We start from the raw sequence: 18172 nt of genomic DNA on the forward strand, positions 1-18172 counted from the left end.
GTACCGTAAGGAGCGCTGGAGAGTACACAAGTGAGAATGCCGGTATGAGTAACGAAAAGATCAGTGAGAATCTGATCCGCCGAAAGCCCAAGGTTTCCTGAGGAAGGCTCGTCCGCTCAGGGTAAGTCGGGACCTAAGGTGAGGCCGAAAGGCGTAATCGAAGGACAACAGGTTGAAATTCCTGTACCACCGTAAACCGTTATGAACGATGGGGTGACGCAGGAGGGTAGTGACGCGGACTGATGGATGTCCGTCCAAGCAGTGAGGCTGATGTGTAGGCAAATCCGCACATCGATAAGGCTGGGCTGTGATGGGGAGTGAAAATTATAGTAGCGAAGGTCATGATCTCACACTGCCAAGAAAAGCCTCTAGTCAGGTGAAGGTGCCCGTACCGCAAACCGACACAGGTAGGCGAGAAGAGAATTCTAAGGCGCGCGGAAGAACTCTCGTTAAGGAACTCGGCAAAATGACCCCGTAACTTCGGGAGAAGGGGTGCCTCGGTAGGGTGAATAGCCCGAGGGGGCCGCAGTGAAAAGGCCCAAGCGACTGTTTAGCAAAAACACAGGTCTGTGCGAAGCCGTAAGGCGAAGTATACGGGCTGACGCCTGCCCGGTGCTGGAAGGTTAAGGGGAGCGGTTAGGAGCAATCCGAAGCTGTGAACCGAAGCCCCAGTAAACGGCGGCCGTAACTATAACGGTCCTAAGGTAGCGAAATTCCTTGTCAGGTAAATTCTGACCCGCACGAATGGCGTAACGACTTGGGCGCTGTCTCAACGAGAGATCCGGTGAAATTTTAATACCTGTGAAGATGCAGGTTACCCGCGACAAGACGGAAAGACCCCATGGAGCTTTACTGCAGCTTGATATTGGATTTGGGTACGATCTGTACAGGATAGGTGGGAGCCTTTGAAGCATGAGCGCCAGCTTGTGTGGAGGCGACGTTGGGATACCACCCTGATCGTATCTAGGTTCTAACCTGGTACCGTAATCCGGTACGGGGACAGTGTCAGGCGGGCAGTTTGACTGGGGCGGTCGCCTCCTAAAGAGTAACGGAGGCGCCCCAAGGTTCCCTCAGAATGGTTGGAAATCATTCGAAGAGTGCAAAGGCATAAGGGAGCTTGACTGCGAGACCTACAAGTCGAGCAGGGACGAAAGTCGGGCTTAGTGATCCGGTGGTACCGCATGGAAGGGCCATCGCTCAACGGATAAAAGCTACCCTGGGGATAACAGGCTTATCTCCCCCAAGAGTCCACATCGACGGGGAGGTTTGGCACCTCGATGTCGGCTCATCGCATCCTGGGGCTGAAGTAGGTCCCAAGGGTTGGGCTGTTCGCCCATTAAAGCGGTACGCGAGCTGGGTTCAGAACGTCGTGAGACAGTTCGGTCCCTATCTGTCGTGGGCGTAGGAAATTTGAGAGGAGCTGTCCTTAGTACGAGAGGACCGGGATGGACGTACCGCTGGTGCACCAGTTGTTCCGCCAGGAGCATGGCTGGGTAGCTACGTACGGACGGGATAAGCGCTGAAAGCATCTAAGCGTGAAGCCCCCCTCAAGATGAGATTTCCCAATTAGTAAGACCCCTTGAAGACGACGAGGTAGATAGGTTGGAGGTGGAAGTGCAGCAATGCATGGAGCTGACCAATACTAATCGGTCGAGGGCTTATCCAAATGACCCCAAAAAGTGAAGTGAAGCTTTGAAGCTGACACCGAATACTTTTCGGGGACCCCGATACCACATCGGGTAATGCTACGGATTCTAATCAACGCAAATTTCGTTTCGTATCTAGTTTTCAGGTGATCAAGCATCTGAGCCGTTTGGTGGCGATGGCGGAAGGGTTCCACGCGTTCCCATACCGAACACGACCGTTAAGCCTTCCAGCGCCGATGGTACTTGGACCGAAGGGTCCCGGGAGAGTAGGACGTCGCCAAGCGAAAAACCACTGTCGATGTAATCGATGGTGGTTTTTATTTGTGTTCACCGAAGTTTTGATGAAGTGCAGATTTAGAGATTGTCCGACTAATGATATATGCTGCAGCGTGATGTCAGCAGCTTCTCTGTTATATAACATGATCCTAAAATTGACGTAAACAGATGAAGATTTTGTTACCGATACCATGCCAAAAATCAGTATAATAGAATTAGGTATAATCGGGAATATGATTACCGATATGCGCAGGCAGTAGGAAATAAGGCCTGATTGGAAGGTTCTCCATTAACCAACCAACTATGAATACTCATCTGGAGACCGGTTATCGTGGGGAAGGAGGACAATTACATGTTGTGTAAACGTGGTCTGCATGTGGCAGGGATGATCTGTGCGGTTACGATCGTGTTGATCGGATCCGGATGTGGGGCATCCACAAAACCAAGCTGGGAAACCTTTGACGGCGCGGCGAATGTGAAGTCATTCCCGGTTCCGAAGGAAGCGAATAAAACGGAGCAAACCACAGGCATTAGTGACTTGGATTATGTACGGTATGCGCTTCCGGGCTTAAAGGGAGACGACAGCATTCCTGAAGCCTACCTGGAAGAGATTGAGTCGTGGGGATGGAAGCAGAAAGAAGTTGAAGATAACGGTTCTTCTTTAGTTTTTGAAAAAGGTAAAAGTATCGTCCACCTATCGGTGCATGACGATTTTCTTATAATCACGGTTCCGGCACAGCTAAAAAAACAAGCCATACAAGGATTGGAAAGCAATAAAGCAAATGAATAAAGACCTCGTTCCGACTTCGGAATGAGGTCTTTATTTAGTTTGAAACGGAAATCGGGTTTATAGCGCTATGTAGTGATGGATGCAGAAGCTTCAACATTATTGCAGGTAGTAGGAGATGTCCTGTTCATTCATTTTCAACATGCCATCTTTACGCTGGCCGCTCAGACGCAGCATCGTATAGCCGCGCGGGAGAAGGAGCCAAAGATGCCAGAACAGAAGCGTAATGGCAAAAGGCAACGGAGACCAGAAGGCCATGATAGCGCTTAAGACAATCCCCACCCAACAGGTATAGAACTGCACTAAATTAAATACGCGACGGCTGACGTGTTGATCCGGAATATAACCAAGCCAAGGCAACCTCAGACGGAAGCGCCAACGTTTGCGGTAGCTTGCTCCCAATAGGACGAGCACGGTATGTCCGACGACATACTGGATCCATAACATAAGCGGAAAGGCGATTAGCAGATAGAGCAGGAAATACGGTGACACCCAAAATGCACCTGCAGCCGCTGCTAGCCAAGGCAAACTTAAGTAGAGGATGAGCAAGCTTTTGGGAATTTGGATTTTCTTAATTAATCGATAGTGATAAAAGGTGGCTTGACCATGTGGATCTGCCATTGGGCTATGCCGTCCCCCTTTAAGTAGAAGTGAATTTCGATAGACGAGAAGATTAAGTCTTTTATGTCTTTATCGGACAAAATCATATTTTTATTAAGCTGAAAAAAAAGGTACAGACACAAGGGCACCAAGGGGTACATATACATAAAGCGTAGACCGATATCCTATGAAAAGGTTTAAAATAATAGAAACTGTGTCATACTAATAGGAAAAGGATCAAGGTGGGATGGTTATGGAAGAATTGACCGAACACGTGTGTATCATATGCAATCAGACGAAGACAGAGGGAATCACCATTGTCTCGCAATTCGTATGCGAGGAATGTGAGTCCGAAATCGTTCATACCAGTGCGGAAGATGCCAAATATCATTTTTTTATTCGTCAATTAAAACAGATTGCCATGCCGAAAAATGCATAGATGCGGGTACACGCGTCAAATGGGCCTGAATGAAAGGCCTTTTTTTGTTTAGAGGGGGCTTTCCGTGCATGGAGACGTAGGCGTAGGTTTCAAATTGCGTTAAAATAGGTTAGAGAATGTAATCCGAAGGGATATGTCGATGACTACACATAGAGAGCGTGCCCCACTTGCAGAAGCTTTAATATGGTATCGAGAACGTGGGGCTTCATCTTTTCATGTACCTGGTCATAAAAATGGCAGGGCATATGCAGAAGAAGGTAACGCTGCGGAGATGCTGCAAGAGGCCATGCGCATTGACGTGACGGAAATTACCGGAACCGATGATTTATTTCATCCGGAAGGCGTTATTCAGGAAGCACAGGAGCTGGCTGCAGATTGTTTTGGCGCAGAGGAAAGCTTCTTCCTGGTGGGGGAAGTACAGCCGGCAATTTGGCGCTAATCCTGACGGTTTGCCGTGAACCGGGCGATATCGTGCTTGTACAGCGGAACGTACACAAGTCTGTGTTGAACGGATTGATGCTGGCGGGTGCAAGGGCGGTGTTTCTTCAGCCAGAGATGGACAAGCCAAGCGGTTTAGCCATTGCTCCATCTGCGGCTACGCTGGCAGCGGCTCTTGAGGCCTACCCTGAGGCACGTGGGGCGATCGTCACGATGCCGAACTACTACGGGATGGGGAGCGACTTAAGGCCGCTCGCGGAAGCGTGCCATAAGCGCGACATTCCACTGCTGGTGGACGAAGCGCACGGAGCTCATTACGGACAGCATCCCCAGCTGCCGATGAACGCTTTGTCATGCGGGGCGGATGGTGTGGTTCAATCCACACACAAGATGTTAGCCGCCATGACGATGGGAGCCATGCTGCATGTACAGGGCGGGCTGCTGGACCGAAGCCTGCTGCGCCAGCGGCTGGCCATGGTGCAGAGCTCCAGCCCCTCGTACCCGCTCATGGCTTCGCTGGATCTGGCGCGGCGGTTGCTGCACACGCAGGGCGCAGGCGCCTTCACGGCTGGCCTGGCCGCCGTGGAGACCTTCCGGCGCGGCCTCGCGAAGCTGCCGCGCTTCGGGCTGCTGCAGCCACCGCAGCCCGGGGGCCACGCCGCGGGCACGGCCGCTGCGGCGTATACCCGCCAGGACCCGTTCAAGGCGGTCATCTATGACCGCACCGGGTCCCTGAGCGGGTATGCACTCCAGCGCGCACTAGAGGCGTGCGGCTGTGTGCCGGAGATGAGTGACGAGCAGCGCGTCGTCTTATTGTTTACGCTGGCATCGACTCGGGAAGATGCGAATCACGTCTTATGGGCTCTTGTGCATATTGTAGAGCAGGGGGAGAAGATAGAAGGGATCGGAACCGAACCAGGCGCTACGGCAGAGAGCACGGAATTACTGATCCGGACACTGCGGGATCAGGGGGATTTCATGAGCTATGAGCCGCGAGAGGCCCACGAGGATATGGATTCCAATCATTTCGATACCGATGATAAATTGTTAACTGACGCAAGACTGATCTCCGATGTTTCCACGTGGAACAATTTGTCCGCAGAGACTCCTTATTCGGCCCCAATTCCTTTCTCACTCAAGCCGATTGACAGGGGGAGGTTGGAATCGGTGCCGTTAGCGAAGAGCGCTGGGCGAAAGGCGGCGGAGATGGTTATTCCCTACCCGCCAGGCATACCGATCTTATACCCAGGCGAAGACATCACAGCGGAAATGGAACAGAGGCTCCTGGTATTAAGGCATGCAGGGGCGAAATGCCAGGGGATATCCGATCCAACGCTGCAAACCATTGTCGTTTATAAGGAAACGTGAAGGAAGGAACTCCACTTTACGCTGGTATACCGGAGTGTATAACTTAGAGCTCCTCGATCAACAAATGATGAAAGCAGGATACGCTATGAATAATCGCAGACCACTATTTATTACCATCGAAGGAGGAGACGGATCCGGAAAAACGACCATGATGGGCAGACTCGCTGCCTTTATGCAGAACCATTCGATTCCGTATCTGATTACACGTGAGCCCGGCGGCATTGAGATTGCGGAGAAGATCCGCTCCATTATTCTCGATCCGGAGCATACCGCGATGGATGCACGCACCGAAGCATTGTTGTATGCGGCAGCCCGCCGTCAGCATCTTGTGGAGAAGGTGGAGCCGGCTTTGAGCCAGGGCTTGACCGTACTGTGTGACCGGTTCGTGGACAGCAGTCTGGTTTACCAGGGATATGCACGCGGACTGGGCATGGAGGAGGTATGGAACATCAATCAATTTGCGATTGATACCCGCATGCCGGATCTAACGCTGTTGTTTGATGTGGAGCCGAAGATTGGCATGTCCCGGATAACGGCAAATGCAGAACGGGAATTGAATCGGCTGGATATGGAGACCATGGCATTTCACGAGAAAGTTAGGGAAGGCTATCTATTGGTAGCAGAGCGTAATCAGGATCGAATTCGCATTGTGGATGCTTCCAAAACGCCGGCTCAGGTGGAAAGAGAAATGATTCGTCACTTGGAAGACGCGATATTAAAGGATTTTTGAGGTTGTTTGTCAAATAAGTACTGTTAAGGACATGCGATGTCCAAATAAACAAGGAGGGTTTACCATGAAATTGATAGTTGCGATTGTCCAGGATAAAGATAGCAACCGTCTCTCCGCCGCATTGGTCAAAGCTAATTTTCGGGCAACAAAGCTTGCAAGTACAGGCGGCTTCCTGAAGGCGGGGAACACCACCTTTATGATCGGGGTAGACGATTCACAGGTTGAAAGTGTGCTCAGTGTCATTCGCACAAGCTGTAAAGTTCGTGAACAGCTGGTCACCCCGGTAACCCCTATGAGTGGTACAACCGATTCCTACTTGCCGCTTCCGGTCGAAGTGCAGGTTGGTGGCGCAACCGTGTTTGTTCTCCCTGTAGAACGATTCGAGCATTTCTAAATTCATTTTCTGGATCTGCGATAGATACGTAACGGATGTTTTTATTGGGATATTTGACGGCTGTGTTCTCCTGTCACCAAAGTCTTCTGAACCACTTCTGTATCATAATAAAAATAGTTACCGTAGATCGCCGCACTCGGGAGATGATCTTAATAGATGGATGATTTCAATGAATTCCGGATAATCGTCCGATTTATCGATAATTGTTAGTAAATCGCTTGACAAGCAATCCATTTCAAGGTACGTTCACGTGAGGCACAGGTTTGTTCGATATGAACGTACCGATGCCTCCGTTTTATTAGATGCAAGAAATAACGCAATAGGCGGTGGATTCAGGTGAAGATCAATCCGGGCTTTCGGCCCATGAAAAGCGAACTCACGGTGCCGGATGGCAACGCCAGACCGATTCAGAAGCGATCGTTCTCGGATATGATGCAGCAGCAGGGAGAACGTGCGACCCATGAAGAGCTGAGTCGTCAAATGCGTGAAATTGCAATGCAAGGTGATCGATTGGCTAAGGCGATGACCGTTCGAGAGCTCAAAGCGTATAAATTGATGGTTCGCCGATTCCTGGAGGAAACGGTACGTCGCGGTGTGAAAATGAAAGAAACGCGCGGCTGGGACCGCCGGGGACGCGGAAAGCGGTATAATGTAATCGATGAAGTCGATTCTGCGCTGCTCGCAATGGCGGATGAACTGCTGGATACGGAGCAGGGGAGAATTGATCTGCTGAACCGAGTTGGTGAAATTCGAGGCATGCTGATCAATCTTGTATTCTAGCTGCAAAAAGCAAGGAAGCGTATCGTAATTCATGACTGCTCCACATGGAGGAGGATTATGAAGGATTGATAGAAAGTGAGGACTTATGTCTTTTAATGATATCGTAGGTCAAGAGACTGCGAAGCAACTGCTGCAAAATGCCTTGCGCCGTAATGCGGTCAGTCATGCCTATCTGTTTAGCGGCCCTCATGGTGCCGGACAGATGCAGACGGCGCTTACGTTTGCCAAGGCTTTGTTTTGTACGGAACTTGAAGACGATGCCTGCGGCCAATGTTTGGAATGCCGCAAGGTAGATCATGGCAACCATCCCGATCTTACATTGGTTGAGCCTGATGGAGCAAGCATTAAGATCGATCAGATTCGCGATCTTCAGCGTATATTCTCTTATCGATCGGAGAATCGCAATCCTAAGGTTTATATCATTGACCGGGCGGAGAAGATGACCACACAGGCAGCCAACAGCCTGCTGAAATTTTTGGAGGAACCCCAAGCGCCGGCTGTAGCGATTCTGATTGCCGAGAACGGACAGGCCCTTTTGCCCACCATTCAATCGAGATCCCAGCAGGTTCCATTCCGGGCTTTAGATCCGCAGATGATGGAGAAGGTTCTTGTAGGGGAAGGTTATCCTGCCGCACTTGTACGCTGCGCTGTTCACCTTTCATCAGGTCTTGAAGAGTGCAGGAAAATATTGAGTGAGAATTGGTTTGCAGAAATTAGAAACGTAGTGTTACAATTAGGGAAGGAGTCTTTGAACCGCAGCGGCTCAGCCATCATCACAGCGAGTCAAAAAGTGTTCAAAACCGAACTCTCAGATCATCTGGACCTATTGTTCAGTATGTTTCATTTATGGTTTAAGGACATGATCCATGTCCAGTATGGAAGGAAAGAGTCTCTCGTTTTCATAGATCAGGCAGAGTATATCTCTGGTCATGCATCAGCCCGCAGCACAGCACAGTGGGTGTCATACATGGATTTGGCCGCAGAGTGTCAGAAGAAGTTACGCTATAATGTCAATGGACAGCTCAGTTTAGAGCAGTTATTGATGGGTTTGGGCGGTAACACTCCGGCGTGAGAAGACCCCCAGGCCCGCAGAATGGCCATTATGTACAGGCACAAGGGGGTTTATTTTTGTACAGTGTAGTAGGTGTCCGCTTTAAGAAGGCGGGCAAAATATATTACTTTGATCCGCTCGACCTGCCAGTGGAGAAGGAACAATCCGTCATTGTGGAAACCGCGAGAGGTATTGAGTATGGTCAAGTTGTGATAGGAAAGAAGGAGGTCGGTGAATCAGACGTTGTCCTTCCGCTCAAGAAGGTCATTCGGATCGCTGGTGATTCTGATGCCCGTGTGGTTGAAGAGAACAAACAAGCGGCTAAGGATGCATTCACCACCTGTTTAAATAAAATTCGGGATCACGAACTGAAAATGAAGCTGGTCGATGTGGAATTTACCTTTGACCGCAACAAAATCATTTTCTACTTCACGGCGGAAGGCCGTGTGGATTTCCGTGAGCTGGTCAAGGATCTGGCCAGTATATTCCGTACAAGAATCGAACTTCGCCAGATTGGAGTTCGCGATGAAGCAAAAATGCTCGGCGGTCTTGGACCTTGCGGACGCGTACTGTGCTGTTCCTCATGGCTTGGTGATTTTGAGCCGGTATCGATCAAGATGGCAAAGGATCAAAGCCTATCGCTCAATCCGACTAAAATTTCCGGGCTATGTGGAAGATTGATGTGCTGCCTGAAGTTTGAGCATGATAATTATGAAAGCGTGAAAGAAGAGCTTCCATCCGCTGGGAAAATGGTCGTTACTTCGCTTGGAGAAGGCAAAGTAGTCGGACTGAATGCGGATAAGCGGACGGTTCATGTTCAGCTGTTTGAAATTGGTAAGGTTAAGGAACTTCCAATGGATGACGTTGTCATCAAATAGTCCAATAGAATGTTTATTTTCGGGGTGTAGACTTGGAGAAGAAAAACATTTTTGTGCTCATTCAAGAGTTGGAAACACAGATGGGACATATACACAGTGAACTGGGTGGACTTAAGCTGGTCATCAAGGAACTGCTGGAAGAGAACCATCGCCTCAGTCTTGAAAATGAACAGCTCCGGAAAATTTTAAAGCGGGAAGTCAATCCGGCAGAATTGGAAAACCCAGTGGCTTTACAACCTCAGCCTCATGTGAAGGATGAGGAACATGAAGATGTGGTCGGCGAGGGATATGATAACCTGGCTCGGCTGTATCATGAAGGCTTCCACATCTGCAATGTCTATTACGGACATCTGCGGACGGAAGGGGATTGCCTGTTCTGCTTATCTTTTTTGAATAAATAAGAAGCCGTAGGAGAAACTGCCTACGGTTTTTTTCTAGAATGGAAAGGTTATACTGTAAGGATCGCGATTGAAAAAATACCATACGGCTGCTTGTCATGCAATGTGAAGAGCAGCCTTTTATGTATTTCATTTTATCAGGTACTATGTAGAGAGCCGATACACCAGAAGAGCGTGTTTGGAATTATGGAGATAAAGGGTTGAAACTATGAAATTGAAAGAAGTGTTATTGCAACCATCCGAGCGGATTGATGATCTGCTTACCCATGAGCTTGGCATCATCCAGAGTGAGGAGGTATTCAGCTTTTCCATGGACGCCGTCCTGCTCGCCAGGTTTGCCAGCATTCCGCGCAGGGGCCGTATTTTGGATATGTGCACGGGAAACGGAGTTGTTCCGATCCTGCTGTCAACACGTACAGGAGCGCCGATCGAGGGGATTGAGATTCAGCCCAGACTTGCAGACATGGCCAGACGGAGCGTCGAGATGAATGATCTGCAGGATCAGATCACGATTCATGAAGGAGATCTGCGGGAACTGTACAAGGAAAAAGGGTATGGAGCGTACGACCTGATTACGGTCAACCCGCCTTATATGCCGATGAACGGCAGCGACTTGAAGCTGAATGAGCACCAGGCGATTGCCAGGCATGAAATTCACTGTACGCTTGAGGAAGTAATTGAATCCTGTGCAAGACTGCTTCGCCAAGGCGGGAAGATGAGCATGGTCCACAAGCCCCTGCGGCTGGCAGAAATCATTACGCTGATGAGCAAATACCGGATTGAGCCCAAAGTCATCCGCTTTGTCCATCCGCGCGTGAATATGGAAGCGAACATGGTGCTTATCGAGGGGATTCGGGACGGGAAGCCTGAGGTTCGGCTGAAGCCCCCGCTGATCGTGTATGATGAGCAAGGAAACTATGGACCGGATTTTATGGAAATTTACTACGGAACACATAAGGATGAGACGAACGAATGAGAAATCTTATACAGCAAAGTTATGCCGACCAGGGAGAGGGGAGCCCGGGCTCTCTGTATTTGGTGGCAACGCCGATCGGTAATTTGGAGGATATGACCTATCGAGCCGTGCGCATCCTTCAGGAGTGCGATATTATCGCCGCAGAGGATACGAGGCAGTCACGCAAGCTGCTGACCCATTTCGAAATTCCGGCCAAACCGCTGTTTAGTTATCACGAGCATAATAAGGCGGCCAGCGGGCCTGAAATCATACGTTATATAATAGAAGGAAAAAATGTGGCACTCGTCAGCGACGCCGGTCTGCCGGCGATTTCGGACCCTGGCAGTGATCTGGTTTCACTTGCGATTGAAGCGGGCATTTCGGTCATTCCGATCCCGGGGGCCAATGCCGCTCTTTCCGCCTTAATCGTTTCGGGTTTGCCGACCGAACGGTTTACGTTTATCGGCTTTTTGCCGCGGGAGCGCAAAGATATCGTCCAGCAGCTGCAAGCTTTGCAATCGGCGCAGGGAACGTTATTATTTTATGAATCTCCGCATCGCGTGAAAAAGACCCTGGAGATCTTGCAGGAGGTACTGGGAAATCGGAAGGTGACCTTGGCTCGCGAACTAACCAAGCGCTACGAGGAGTTCTTGCGCGGAACAATCTCCGAATGTCTGGACTGGCTCACGGAGCATCCGCCGCTGGGAGAATATTGTTTGGTGGTTGAAGCCGGCAGTGCAGAAGAGGAGCTTAAAGAGAAAAATGCCTGGTGGCAGGAGCTTTCGCTCCAGGAGCATGTGGAACATTATGAGCGGGAAGGACTAAGCCGCAAGGATGCCATGAAAAAAACCGCGAGTGATCGCGGTGTATCGAAGCGGGATATTTATAATGCACTCCTGACGGATTCGTGATCTAGCGTAACTCGGCGCAGGGGGATAACAAATAGCCCCACAAAGTGGGGCCTATGCTTCGATGTTTATTCAAATCCTTTGCGGGGACCCCAAAACATATAAATAAATGCGATTAAAGAATTGCTCACTTCGCTGAAAACTTATAAATTCTTTAATATCAAAAAAAGACCCTCCTGCGGCCGGGTTCATAGCCGAGGAAGGCACCAAGGAGATATGAAAAAGGTTAGAATTAACAAAATGTAATAATGCTATTATATACTAAAAATCTTAATTTGTCACAGGTGTAGGGATTTCCGAGATACATTCATGGCAAACAATTTTACCTTTGAAGTAAGTGACATTCTCAGCGTTACCACAGAAGATGCAGGCAGGCTCATATTTCTTAAGCATGATGCGTTCGCCGTCTACATAAATCTCCAATGCATCTTTCTCACCAATTCCGAGCGTACGGCGTAACTCAATTGGAATGACGACCCGTCCAAGCTCATCGACTTTCCTTACAATTCCTGTTGATTTCATCATAACTTATAAATGCCCCTCTCGCCATAATTTAAAAAAGTCATAATTCGACATAGTTCTAGTTTTTATGTTATTTATAGTACCAACGATTCCCAAAACAGTCAACCTATATTTTTGAAAAATCGGAACCTATTTACGAAAGTATAGTGAACGAAACCCTTGTATAGCAACGTAATTACCATAAACGAACCAATTTTTGCTGCGGTTTTCTATTTGTCGATTTGGAAAGCGTAATTTTACCTTATTCGACATGGTTCGACATTAGATGTCAAAAGAAGTGTTTATCGGCAAAAACCCAAATCAAAACGATAAGGAGTTGAGATGGAATGCATTCACCAATTTCGGAAGAAAAAGTGTTTAAGGATCCCGTCCACAATTATATTCATGTGCAAGACGATATCATATGGCGATTAATCGATACCCCGGAATTCCAGCGGCTCCGCCGGGTGAGACAGCTCGGGACTTCATTTCTGACCTTTCACGGGGCCGAGCACAGCCGATTCTCCCATTCACTGGGAGTCTATGAAATTACGAGAAGAATCATCTCTCAATTCGAACGGAGGGGGTACTCCGATTGGCCTGCCGAGGAAAGGCAAGTTGCCCTCTGCGCGGCTCTGCTGCATGATTTGGGGCATGGGCCCTTTTCTCATTCTATAGAAGAAGCTTTTCATATGAATCACGAGGATTGGACATGCCGGATCCTGCTTGGGGATACTTGCGTCAATCAGGTACTGCGGGAGCTTGGAGCGGATTTCCCCGAGAAAGTGGCTTCGGTTATTAACAAAACCTACGACAAGCCGATTGTGATAAACCTGGTCACTAGTCCGCTGGATGCAGACCGGATGGATTATTTGTTAAGGGATGCGTATTATACGGGAGTCAATTACGGAACGATTGATATTGACCGGATCTTGCGGATGCTGCGGCCGTACCGGGATCGGGTCGTCGTGAAGGAATCGGGTATGCATGCCGTAGAGGATTACCTGATGTCAAGGTATCAGATGTACTGGCAGGTGTATTTTCATCCTGTCACCCGAAGCTCCGAAATTATCCTGCGCCAAATTTTCCGCCGGGCCAAGGAACTGCATGACCGTGGATATGCTTTTCGTTTCATGATCGAACCGCTTCCTGCGTTGTTTTCGGGGAATATCGGGGTGAATCAATATCTGCGCCTTGATGAAGCTCTGATCCAAACGGCCTTTCTGCAATGGACGGAGGAGGAAGATCCTCTTCTTAGCGAATTATGCGGCCGTTTCATGCACCGAAAGCTCTACAAATATGTAGAAATCGACAACATCGATCTGGAGACCATCGACGGGATACGCCACGCATTCAGTGCCGTGGGATTGCATCCGGAATATGACCTGGAGATTGATTTTCCAACGGATCTTCCTTATGATAAGGTTCATTCCGATATGCCGCTTAACGAGAAGCAAATCCTGCTTCTGGATCGGCATGATGAGCTGAAGGAAATCTCGGAAGTATCCGATATTGTACGCTCGATCAGCGGCATTCATAAAGGACGGTACCACCTTTATTATCCGGAGGAGAAGGTAAGTCCGCTGCTGGCTCAAATGCCGGAGAAGATAGCCAGTGTATTTAAACAACAACATTAACCTAGTTGGAAAACAGGAACATTTGGTTTATCTGCAATTTACCCAGCTAATGGAAGATATACGACACAGAAACGACAGGAAGGAGAGTGTGGATTTTATGTTGTTCGACACGCACACTCATATGGATGCTCCCCAATTCGACGAAGACCGGGAAGAGGCAATCCAGCGGGCGCTCGAAGCCGGCGTGACCCGGATGATCAATATTGGATTTAACCGGGAGACGATTCCGACTACGATGAAGCTGGCAGAAACTTATGATTTTATATATGCAGCGGTAGGCTGGCATCCTGTAGACGCCATTACCATGGAGGATCAGGACCTGGATTGGATCGCCTCTTTGTGCAGTCACGAGAAAGTGGTGGCTATAGGAGAGATCGGTTTGGACTATTATTGGGATACGTCTCCGAAAGAAGTTCAGCACCGAGTGCTTCGGCGTCAGATCGGACTGGCCCGGGAATTGAACATGCCGATTGTCATTCATAATCGGGATGCGCATGAAGATATCGTGAGAATTTTGCGCGAGGAAAAAGCCTCCGAGGTGGGCGGTGTCATGCATTCTTTCTCCGGAAGCTGGGAAACGGCCAAAATATGTCTCGATATGGGATTCCATATTTCGTTTGGCGGGCCGATTACCTTCAAAAATGCAAAGCAGCCCAAAGAGGTTTTGGCGCAGGTTCCGCTTGATCGATTATTGATCGAAACGGACTCCCCTTACCTAACACCTCATCCCTTCCGCGGGAAACGAAATGAGACCGCTTATGTAAAATTGGTGGCGGAGGCGGCAGCCGAAATTAGAGGGTTGTCCTATGAGGAATTGGCCCAAATTACCACCCAAAATGCGCTGGAACGATTTGGTATTTAACGAAAACGAGAGCAAAAGCGATGAAAAAGGGAGCATTTTCGATTAATTAAAGTTTTTTAATCAGAAAAGGCGTTGATATTACAATATTTTAACCTTTTACATGAGAAAATGTGGTTGAATGTTGCTTTACAACCTGCATACAAACAGGATATCATCTTTTCAGTGATAAGAAGCTGCGATGTGCAGATCGCGGCCGAATATTTCATGAACCGTCTCGCTTAATCTCCGAAATTTTGGGGAACGGGGGAACCGATACCGCCGTGCATACTGGTCTGAATGCGCGCAGCTGTATTTGATTTCTTTTTCGGGTCTTTGGGGTGAATTTGAAGGATCTCGCCATGAGCGGGTATCCGGATCTAGGGCGTCTCTCTTACGTCCGAACCCGACAGCTAACTCCGTAAGCGAAATAAGAGGGGAATTCTCGTGCATACCATTTCCATGATTCTAATCATCAGGAAGCCACGTTAGAGCCTCTAGTACTCTTTCAATGGCTTTCTTTTATTTTTGAATAATGGAGAGGGGATCATCATACTCTTGGTAAACAAGGGGTGGTGGTACATGGACGGAAAGACGGGAATTGACGCAGGGTGTAGATAGATAGCAGGGCGCCTTGTGAGAAAAATTGCTATAGTCACGTCAAATGCATTCATGCGTTTACCTAGACGGCGGGACTATGAAGGAGGATGGAATAGTGGGCATTTTTCAACCTGAAGAAACCCATGAATCACAATCATCCAGCATGTCTTACGCATTGAGATGGAAGCATGACAATTTGCGTCAACTGATGTTGCTCGGTGCCATGGGTGCCGTTACGGTATCACTTCTCATATCGTTGGTCGTACATGATCAGGCAGGCAAGGAGGTTCAGCTTGTCGTCGATGGTCGTGTCACCACAGTAGAAACACGTGGATCATTGCTGCAGGAATTGCTGGATGAGCAAGCGATCACGTTGAGTCCTCAGGATCAGATTTCGATGCCTTTAAACGGCGCGATCCAGGATGGAGACCGGATCATCATTGACCGGGCAATTCCAGTCAAAGTTACAGTAGGCAGCACAACCAAAACCATATTTACATCCCAGGATACGGTTGATCATGTACTTAAAGAGGCTGGTATTACGATCCAGGGTGAAGATATAGTACAACCGGCACAGAACACGAAGCTGACCAGCAATATGAATATCGATGTCGTTCGCGTCACGAAACAAAAAGTTAAAGAGACGGAGGATCGCAATTTCCGCGTGATCAAAACAGCCGACCCATCGCTTGAGAGAGGGGATAACCGCGTTATTCAGCGGGGCGAGCCTGGTCTCATGGTGAACCATTATGAGAAGGTCTACCACAATGGCAAGCTGGTTTCCAAGACGAAGGTCTCCCAAGAGATTGAACGCAGAACGAAGGATAAAATCATTGCTGTTGGCACGAAAAAAGTAGAGAAGCCTGTCATCGTTCAGGCGGCAGCCACCGATGTAAAGGCTAAACCGGCTAAATTGTCCGGCACGAAAAAAGTAACGACCGCCAAGGCTGTCGAGAACAACGTGGTTTCTCGGGCAGGCGTTGATTTTAAATACAGCAAGGTATTGAACAACGTGTCGATGACGGCGTATTCCGCTGAGCAGCAGGGAATCGGTACACGCACTGCATCCGGTACACGCGTTACAGAAGGACGCACCATCGCCGTTGATCCTAACATCATCCCGATCGGCTGGTGGGTCTATATCGAAGGCATTGGCTTCCGTCGTGCAGAAGATACGGGCGGTGCCATCAAAGGCAACAAAATCGATGTGTATTATGATTCACTGAAATCGGCCATAAACTTCGGCCGGAAGAGCGGCCGCACCGTTTACGTGATCGGTCCGGTTAAACCTGAATTGAACTAGACGCATGAATTCCAATTTACAATACCATTCTAATGCTATACTATTTAGCTTATAATATATAATGATGAAGAAGAGGGAATATTTCCTCTTCTTTTGTTTTGTTAAGAACGGAGTATATAGGGCTAAGTTGGTAGAACCTAGAGGTTGTACAAGCCTGTTTTCTTGGGAAGGAAGAGAACAAACGCATGATTAAAGAAGTGATTGTTGTGGAAGGCAGAGACGATACCGTTGCCATTAAACGGGCCGTAGAAGCAGATACGATCGAAACGGGCGGCTCAGCGATCAATAAACAAATCCTGAAACGCATAGCGCTTGCTCAGGAGCGCAGAGGCGTTATTATATTAACCGATCCTGACCATGCAGGGGAGCGGATCCGCAAAATTGTGGATCAGGGTGTCCCTGGCTGCAAGCATGCCTTTATTCCGGAAGCGGATGCTACCCGCAAAGGGGATATCGGCGTAGAGAATGCCTCGCCAGAAGCGATACGGCGTGCGCTGGAGCGGGTACATACCTCCTTTGAGGGCGGAGAGAGCCTGATCAGTCTGGAGGACATGCTGGAGGCAGGATTATCAGCCCATCCGGAGGCTGCTGCAAGGCGTATGACGATGGGAAACCTGCTCGGGATCGGATATTGCAACAGCAAGCAATTCCATAAACGATTGGCCATGTTTCAAATATCGCGGGAAGAATTTCTGGCCGCACTTTCACAGCTGGAAGAAGGGGGCGTAAGCCAATGAATCGGATCGAGGATATATCAACACCAAGACGGACGAAGGAGATCATCTCACGGCATGGATTCTCCTTCAAGAAGAGTCTGGGTCAAAACTTTCTCATCGATCAGAATATATTGTATAAAATCGTGGAGGCTGCAGGACTGGATGAAGATAAGGGAGCGCTTGAGATCGGTCCTGGGATCGGTGCGTTAACCGAGAAGCTGGCACAGACGGCAGGAACCGTCACCGCGGTCGAAATTGATCAGCGCCTGATTCCCATCTTGCGGGAGGTCCTGGAGCCCTATGAGAATGTGAAGGTGCATCATGGGGATGTCCTGAAGGTGGATCTTCATGAGCTGTTCCGTCAGGATTTTGCGGGCGTATCGAAGGTAAGTGTGGTTGCGAATCTGCCGTATTATGTGACGACGCCGATTCTCATGAAGCTGCTGGAGGAGAAGCTGCCGCTGGAGAATATCGTGGTGATGATTCAGAAAGAAGTGGCAGAGCGGATGGCGGCCGCACCGGGAAGCAAGGATTACGGCAGCCTTAGCATTGCCGTTCAATATTACAGTGAGCCTAAGCTGGTCTGTATTGTGCCGCATACGGTGTTTATTCCGCAGCCGAATGTCGCTTCGGCCGTTATTCGCTTGGCGGTACGGGAACAGCCTCCTGTCAGCGTAGAAGATGAAAGCTTCTTCTTCGAGGTGGTCCAGGCCTCTTTCGCACAGCGGAGGAAGACGATTGCCAACAATCTGAAGAGCCGGTTCTTTCCGGGAGAAGGCCGTGAACGGCTGGAGCAGCTGCTGCAGGAGGCGGGCATCGAGCCTTCACGGCGCGGCGAGACCCTTAGTATTGAAGAGTATGCCCGGCTTAGCAACATATTGTACAACGCGGATATTCGTTAATACAGCCATTAGGGCGCCCATAGACCC

Annotated in this window: 17 protein-coding genes, 2 rRNA genes, 1 pseudogene and 1 riboswitch (1 of these 21 only partly in view); of the genes and pseudogenes, 18 read left to right on the forward strand and 2 right to left on the reverse strand. The window is 49.1% G+C overall.

Annotated elements, in window-relative coordinates:
* The 3 genes from BJP58_RS19900 to BJP58_RS19910 all read left to right on the forward strand — a co-directional run.
* Positions 1 to 1666 (forward strand): 23S ribosomal RNA (locus BJP58_RS19900) (it extends 1262 nt beyond the left edge of the window).
* Positions 1667 to 1812: 146 nt separating this feature from the next.
* Positions 1813 to 1929 (forward strand): 5S ribosomal RNA (rrf, locus tag BJP58_RS19905).
* A gap of 345 nt (positions 1930 to 2274) precedes the next feature.
* Complete coding sequence (locus BJP58_RS19910; RefSeq protein WP_194540285.1) at positions 2275 to 2712, forward strand: hypothetical protein; 438 nt, start codon at positions 2275 to 2277, stop codon at positions 2710 to 2712.
* Positions 2713 to 2808: 96 nt separating this feature from the next.
* Here the strand turns inward: BJP58_RS19910 and BJP58_RS19915 are convergent, their stop codons facing one another.
* Entirely contained in the window at positions 2809 to 3330 is a 522-nt protein-coding gene (locus BJP58_RS19915; RefSeq protein ID WP_194540286.1) for a hypothetical protein, read from the reverse strand.
* A 232-nt stretch (positions 3331 to 3562) separates the two neighbouring features.
* Here BJP58_RS19915 and BJP58_RS19920 point away from each other — a divergent pair, with 232 nt between their 5' ends.
* From BJP58_RS19920 to rsmI, 10 genes and pseudogenes are all read left to right on the forward strand, one after another.
* Positions 3563 to 3748: a sigma factor G inhibitor Gin gene (locus BJP58_RS19920; RefSeq protein WP_071221101.1), complete on the forward strand. Its 186-nt coding sequence runs from the start codon at positions 3563 to 3565 to the stop codon at positions 3746 to 3748.
* 139 nt (positions 3749 to 3887) lie between these two features.
* Positions 3888 to 5554 (forward strand): annotated as a pseudogene (locus BJP58_RS19925) (aminotransferase class I/II-fold pyridoxal phosphate-dependent enzyme).
* Positions 5555 to 5639: 85 nt separating this feature from the next.
* Positions 5640 to 6284 (forward strand): dTMP kinase, encoded by a 645-nt coding sequence (tmk, locus tag BJP58_RS19930; protein WP_194540287.1) that lies wholly within the window; start codon positions 5640 to 5642, stop codon positions 6282 to 6284.
* Between the two features lie 64 nt (positions 6285 to 6348).
* Complete coding sequence (locus tag BJP58_RS19935; protein ID WP_006207400.1) at positions 6349 to 6678, forward strand: cyclic-di-AMP receptor; 330 nt, start codon at positions 6349 to 6351, stop codon at positions 6676 to 6678.
* A gap of 336 nt (positions 6679 to 7014) precedes the next feature.
* The gene (locus BJP58_RS19940) at positions 7015 to 7458 is read left to right on the forward strand and encodes a YaaR family protein (protein ID WP_071221098.1); all 444 of its coding nucleotides are present in this window, start codon (positions 7015 to 7017) and stop codon (positions 7456 to 7458) included.
* A gap of 85 nt (positions 7459 to 7543) precedes the next feature.
* Positions 7544 to 8530 carry a DNA polymerase III subunit delta' gene (holB, locus tag BJP58_RS19945; RefSeq protein ID WP_194540288.1) on the forward strand — a complete coding sequence of 329 codons (987 nt, stop codon included), beginning with the start codon at positions 7544 to 7546 and terminating at the stop codon, positions 8528 to 8530.
* 56 nt (positions 8531 to 8586) lie between these two features.
* Entirely contained in the window at positions 8587 to 9387 is an 801-nt protein-coding gene (locus tag BJP58_RS19950) for a PSP1 domain-containing protein (protein ID WP_071221096.1), read from the forward strand.
* Between the two features lie 32 nt (positions 9388 to 9419).
* On the forward strand, positions 9420 to 9788 hold the full coding sequence (yabA, locus tag BJP58_RS19955) for a DNA replication initiation control protein YabA (RefSeq protein ID WP_009591928.1): 369 nt from the start codon (positions 9420 to 9422) through the stop codon (positions 9786 to 9788).
* Positions 9789 to 9993: 205 nt separating this feature from the next.
* The gene (locus BJP58_RS19960) at positions 9994 to 10761 is read left to right on the forward strand and encodes a tRNA1(Val) (adenine(37)-N6)-methyltransferase (RefSeq protein ID WP_194540289.1); all 768 of its coding nucleotides are present in this window, start codon (positions 9994 to 9996) and stop codon (positions 10759 to 10761) included.
* Positions 10758 to 11651, forward strand: a complete 894-nt coding sequence (gene rsmI, locus BJP58_RS19965; protein ID WP_194540290.1) for a 16S rRNA (cytidine(1402)-2'-O)-methyltransferase — start codon at positions 10758 to 10760, stop codon at positions 11649 to 11651. The genes BJP58_RS19960 and rsmI overlap by 4 nt, the downstream gene beginning before the upstream one ends.
* Positions 11652 to 11918: 267 nt before the next feature.
* Here rsmI and BJP58_RS19970 read toward each other — a convergent pair whose 3' ends face one another.
* Entirely contained in the window at positions 11919 to 12173 is a 255-nt protein-coding gene (locus tag BJP58_RS19970; RefSeq protein ID WP_006207408.1) for an AbrB/MazE/SpoVT family DNA-binding domain-containing protein, read from the reverse strand.
* A 323-nt stretch (positions 12174 to 12496) separates the two neighbouring features.
* On the opposite strand from BJP58_RS19970, the gene BJP58_RS19975 reads away from it, so the two are divergent.
* The 5 genes from BJP58_RS19975 to rsmA all read left to right on the forward strand — a co-directional run bounded on the left by BJP58_RS19975 (position 12497) and on the right by rsmA (position 18145).
* Positions 12497 to 13786 carry an HD domain-containing protein gene (locus BJP58_RS19975; RefSeq protein ID WP_194540291.1) on the forward strand — a complete coding sequence of 430 codons (1290 nt, stop codon included), beginning with the start codon at positions 12497 to 12499 and terminating at the stop codon, positions 13784 to 13786.
* A 97-nt stretch (positions 13787 to 13883) separates the two neighbouring features.
* Positions 13884 to 14648, forward strand: a complete 765-nt coding sequence (locus BJP58_RS19980; protein WP_194540292.1) for a TatD family hydrolase — start codon at positions 13884 to 13886, stop codon at positions 14646 to 14648.
* Between the two features lie 205 nt (positions 14649 to 14853).
* A riboswitch (cyclic di-AMP (ydaO/yuaA leader) is annotated at positions 14854 to 15068 on the forward strand.
* Positions 15069 to 15339: 271 nt separating this feature from the next.
* Complete coding sequence (locus BJP58_RS19985; protein ID WP_194540293.1) at positions 15340 to 16527, forward strand: resuscitation-promoting factor; 1188 nt, start codon at positions 15340 to 15342, stop codon at positions 16525 to 16527.
* A gap of 185 nt (positions 16528 to 16712) precedes the next feature.
* Complete coding sequence (rnmV, locus tag BJP58_RS19990) at positions 16713 to 17264, forward strand: ribonuclease M5 (RefSeq protein WP_194540294.1); 552 nt, start codon at positions 16713 to 16715, stop codon at positions 17262 to 17264.
* Positions 17261 to 18145 (forward strand): 16S rRNA (adenine(1518)-N(6)/adenine(1519)-N(6))-dimethyltransferase RsmA, encoded by an 885-nt coding sequence (gene rsmA / locus BJP58_RS19995; RefSeq protein ID WP_194540295.1) that lies wholly within the window; start codon positions 17261 to 17263, stop codon positions 18143 to 18145. Before rnmV ends, rsmA begins: the two co-directional genes overlap by 4 nt.
* Positions 18146 to 18172 lie beyond the last annotated feature (27 nt).

It is taken from the genome of Paenibacillus sp. JZ16 (assembly GCF_015326965.1).
Lineage (GTDB): Bacteria > Bacillota > Bacilli > Paenibacillales > Paenibacillaceae > Paenibacillus_AQ.

Coding starts and splice junctions, on each gene's coding strand:
- BJP58_RS19960 (WP_194540289.1), top strand. CDS start 9,994: ATGAAATTGAAAGAAGTGTTATTGCAACCATCCGAGCGGATTGATGAT.
- BJP58_RS19970 (WP_006207408.1), bottom strand. CDS start 12,173: ATGATGAAATCAACAGGAATTGTAAGGAAAGTCGATGAGCTTGGACGG.
- rnmV (WP_194540294.1), top strand. CDS start 16,713: ATGATTAAAGAAGTGATTGTTGTGGAAGGCAGAGACGATACCGTTGCC.
- tmk (WP_194540287.1), top strand. CDS start 5,640: ATGAATAATCGCAGACCACTATTTATTACCATCGAAGGAGGAGACGGA.
- BJP58_RS19910 (WP_194540285.1), top strand. CDS start 2,275: ATGTTGTGTAAACGTGGTCTGCATGTGGCAGGGATGATCTGTGCGGTT.
- BJP58_RS19915 (WP_194540286.1), bottom strand. CDS start 3,330: ATGGCAGATCCACATGGTCAAGCCACCTTTTATCACTATCGATTAATT.
- BJP58_RS19935 (WP_006207400.1), top strand. CDS start 6,349: ATGAAATTGATAGTTGCGATTGTCCAGGATAAAGATAGCAACCGTCTC.
- holB (WP_194540288.1), top strand. CDS start 7,544: ATGTCTTTTAATGATATCGTAGGTCAAGAGACTGCGAAGCAACTGCTG.
- rsmA (WP_194540295.1), top strand. CDS start 17,261: ATGAATCGGATCGAGGATATATCAACACCAAGACGGACGAAGGAGATC.
- BJP58_RS19920 (WP_071221101.1), top strand. CDS start 3,563: ATGGAAGAATTGACCGAACACGTGTGTATCATATGCAATCAGACGAAG.
- rsmI (WP_194540290.1), top strand. CDS start 10,758: ATGAGAAATCTTATACAGCAAAGTTATGCCGACCAGGGAGAGGGGAGC.
- BJP58_RS19980 (WP_194540292.1), top strand. CDS start 13,884: ATGTTGTTCGACACGCACACTCATATGGATGCTCCCCAATTCGACGAA.
- BJP58_RS19975 (WP_194540291.1), top strand. CDS start 12,497: ATGCATTCACCAATTTCGGAAGAAAAAGTGTTTAAGGATCCCGTCCAC.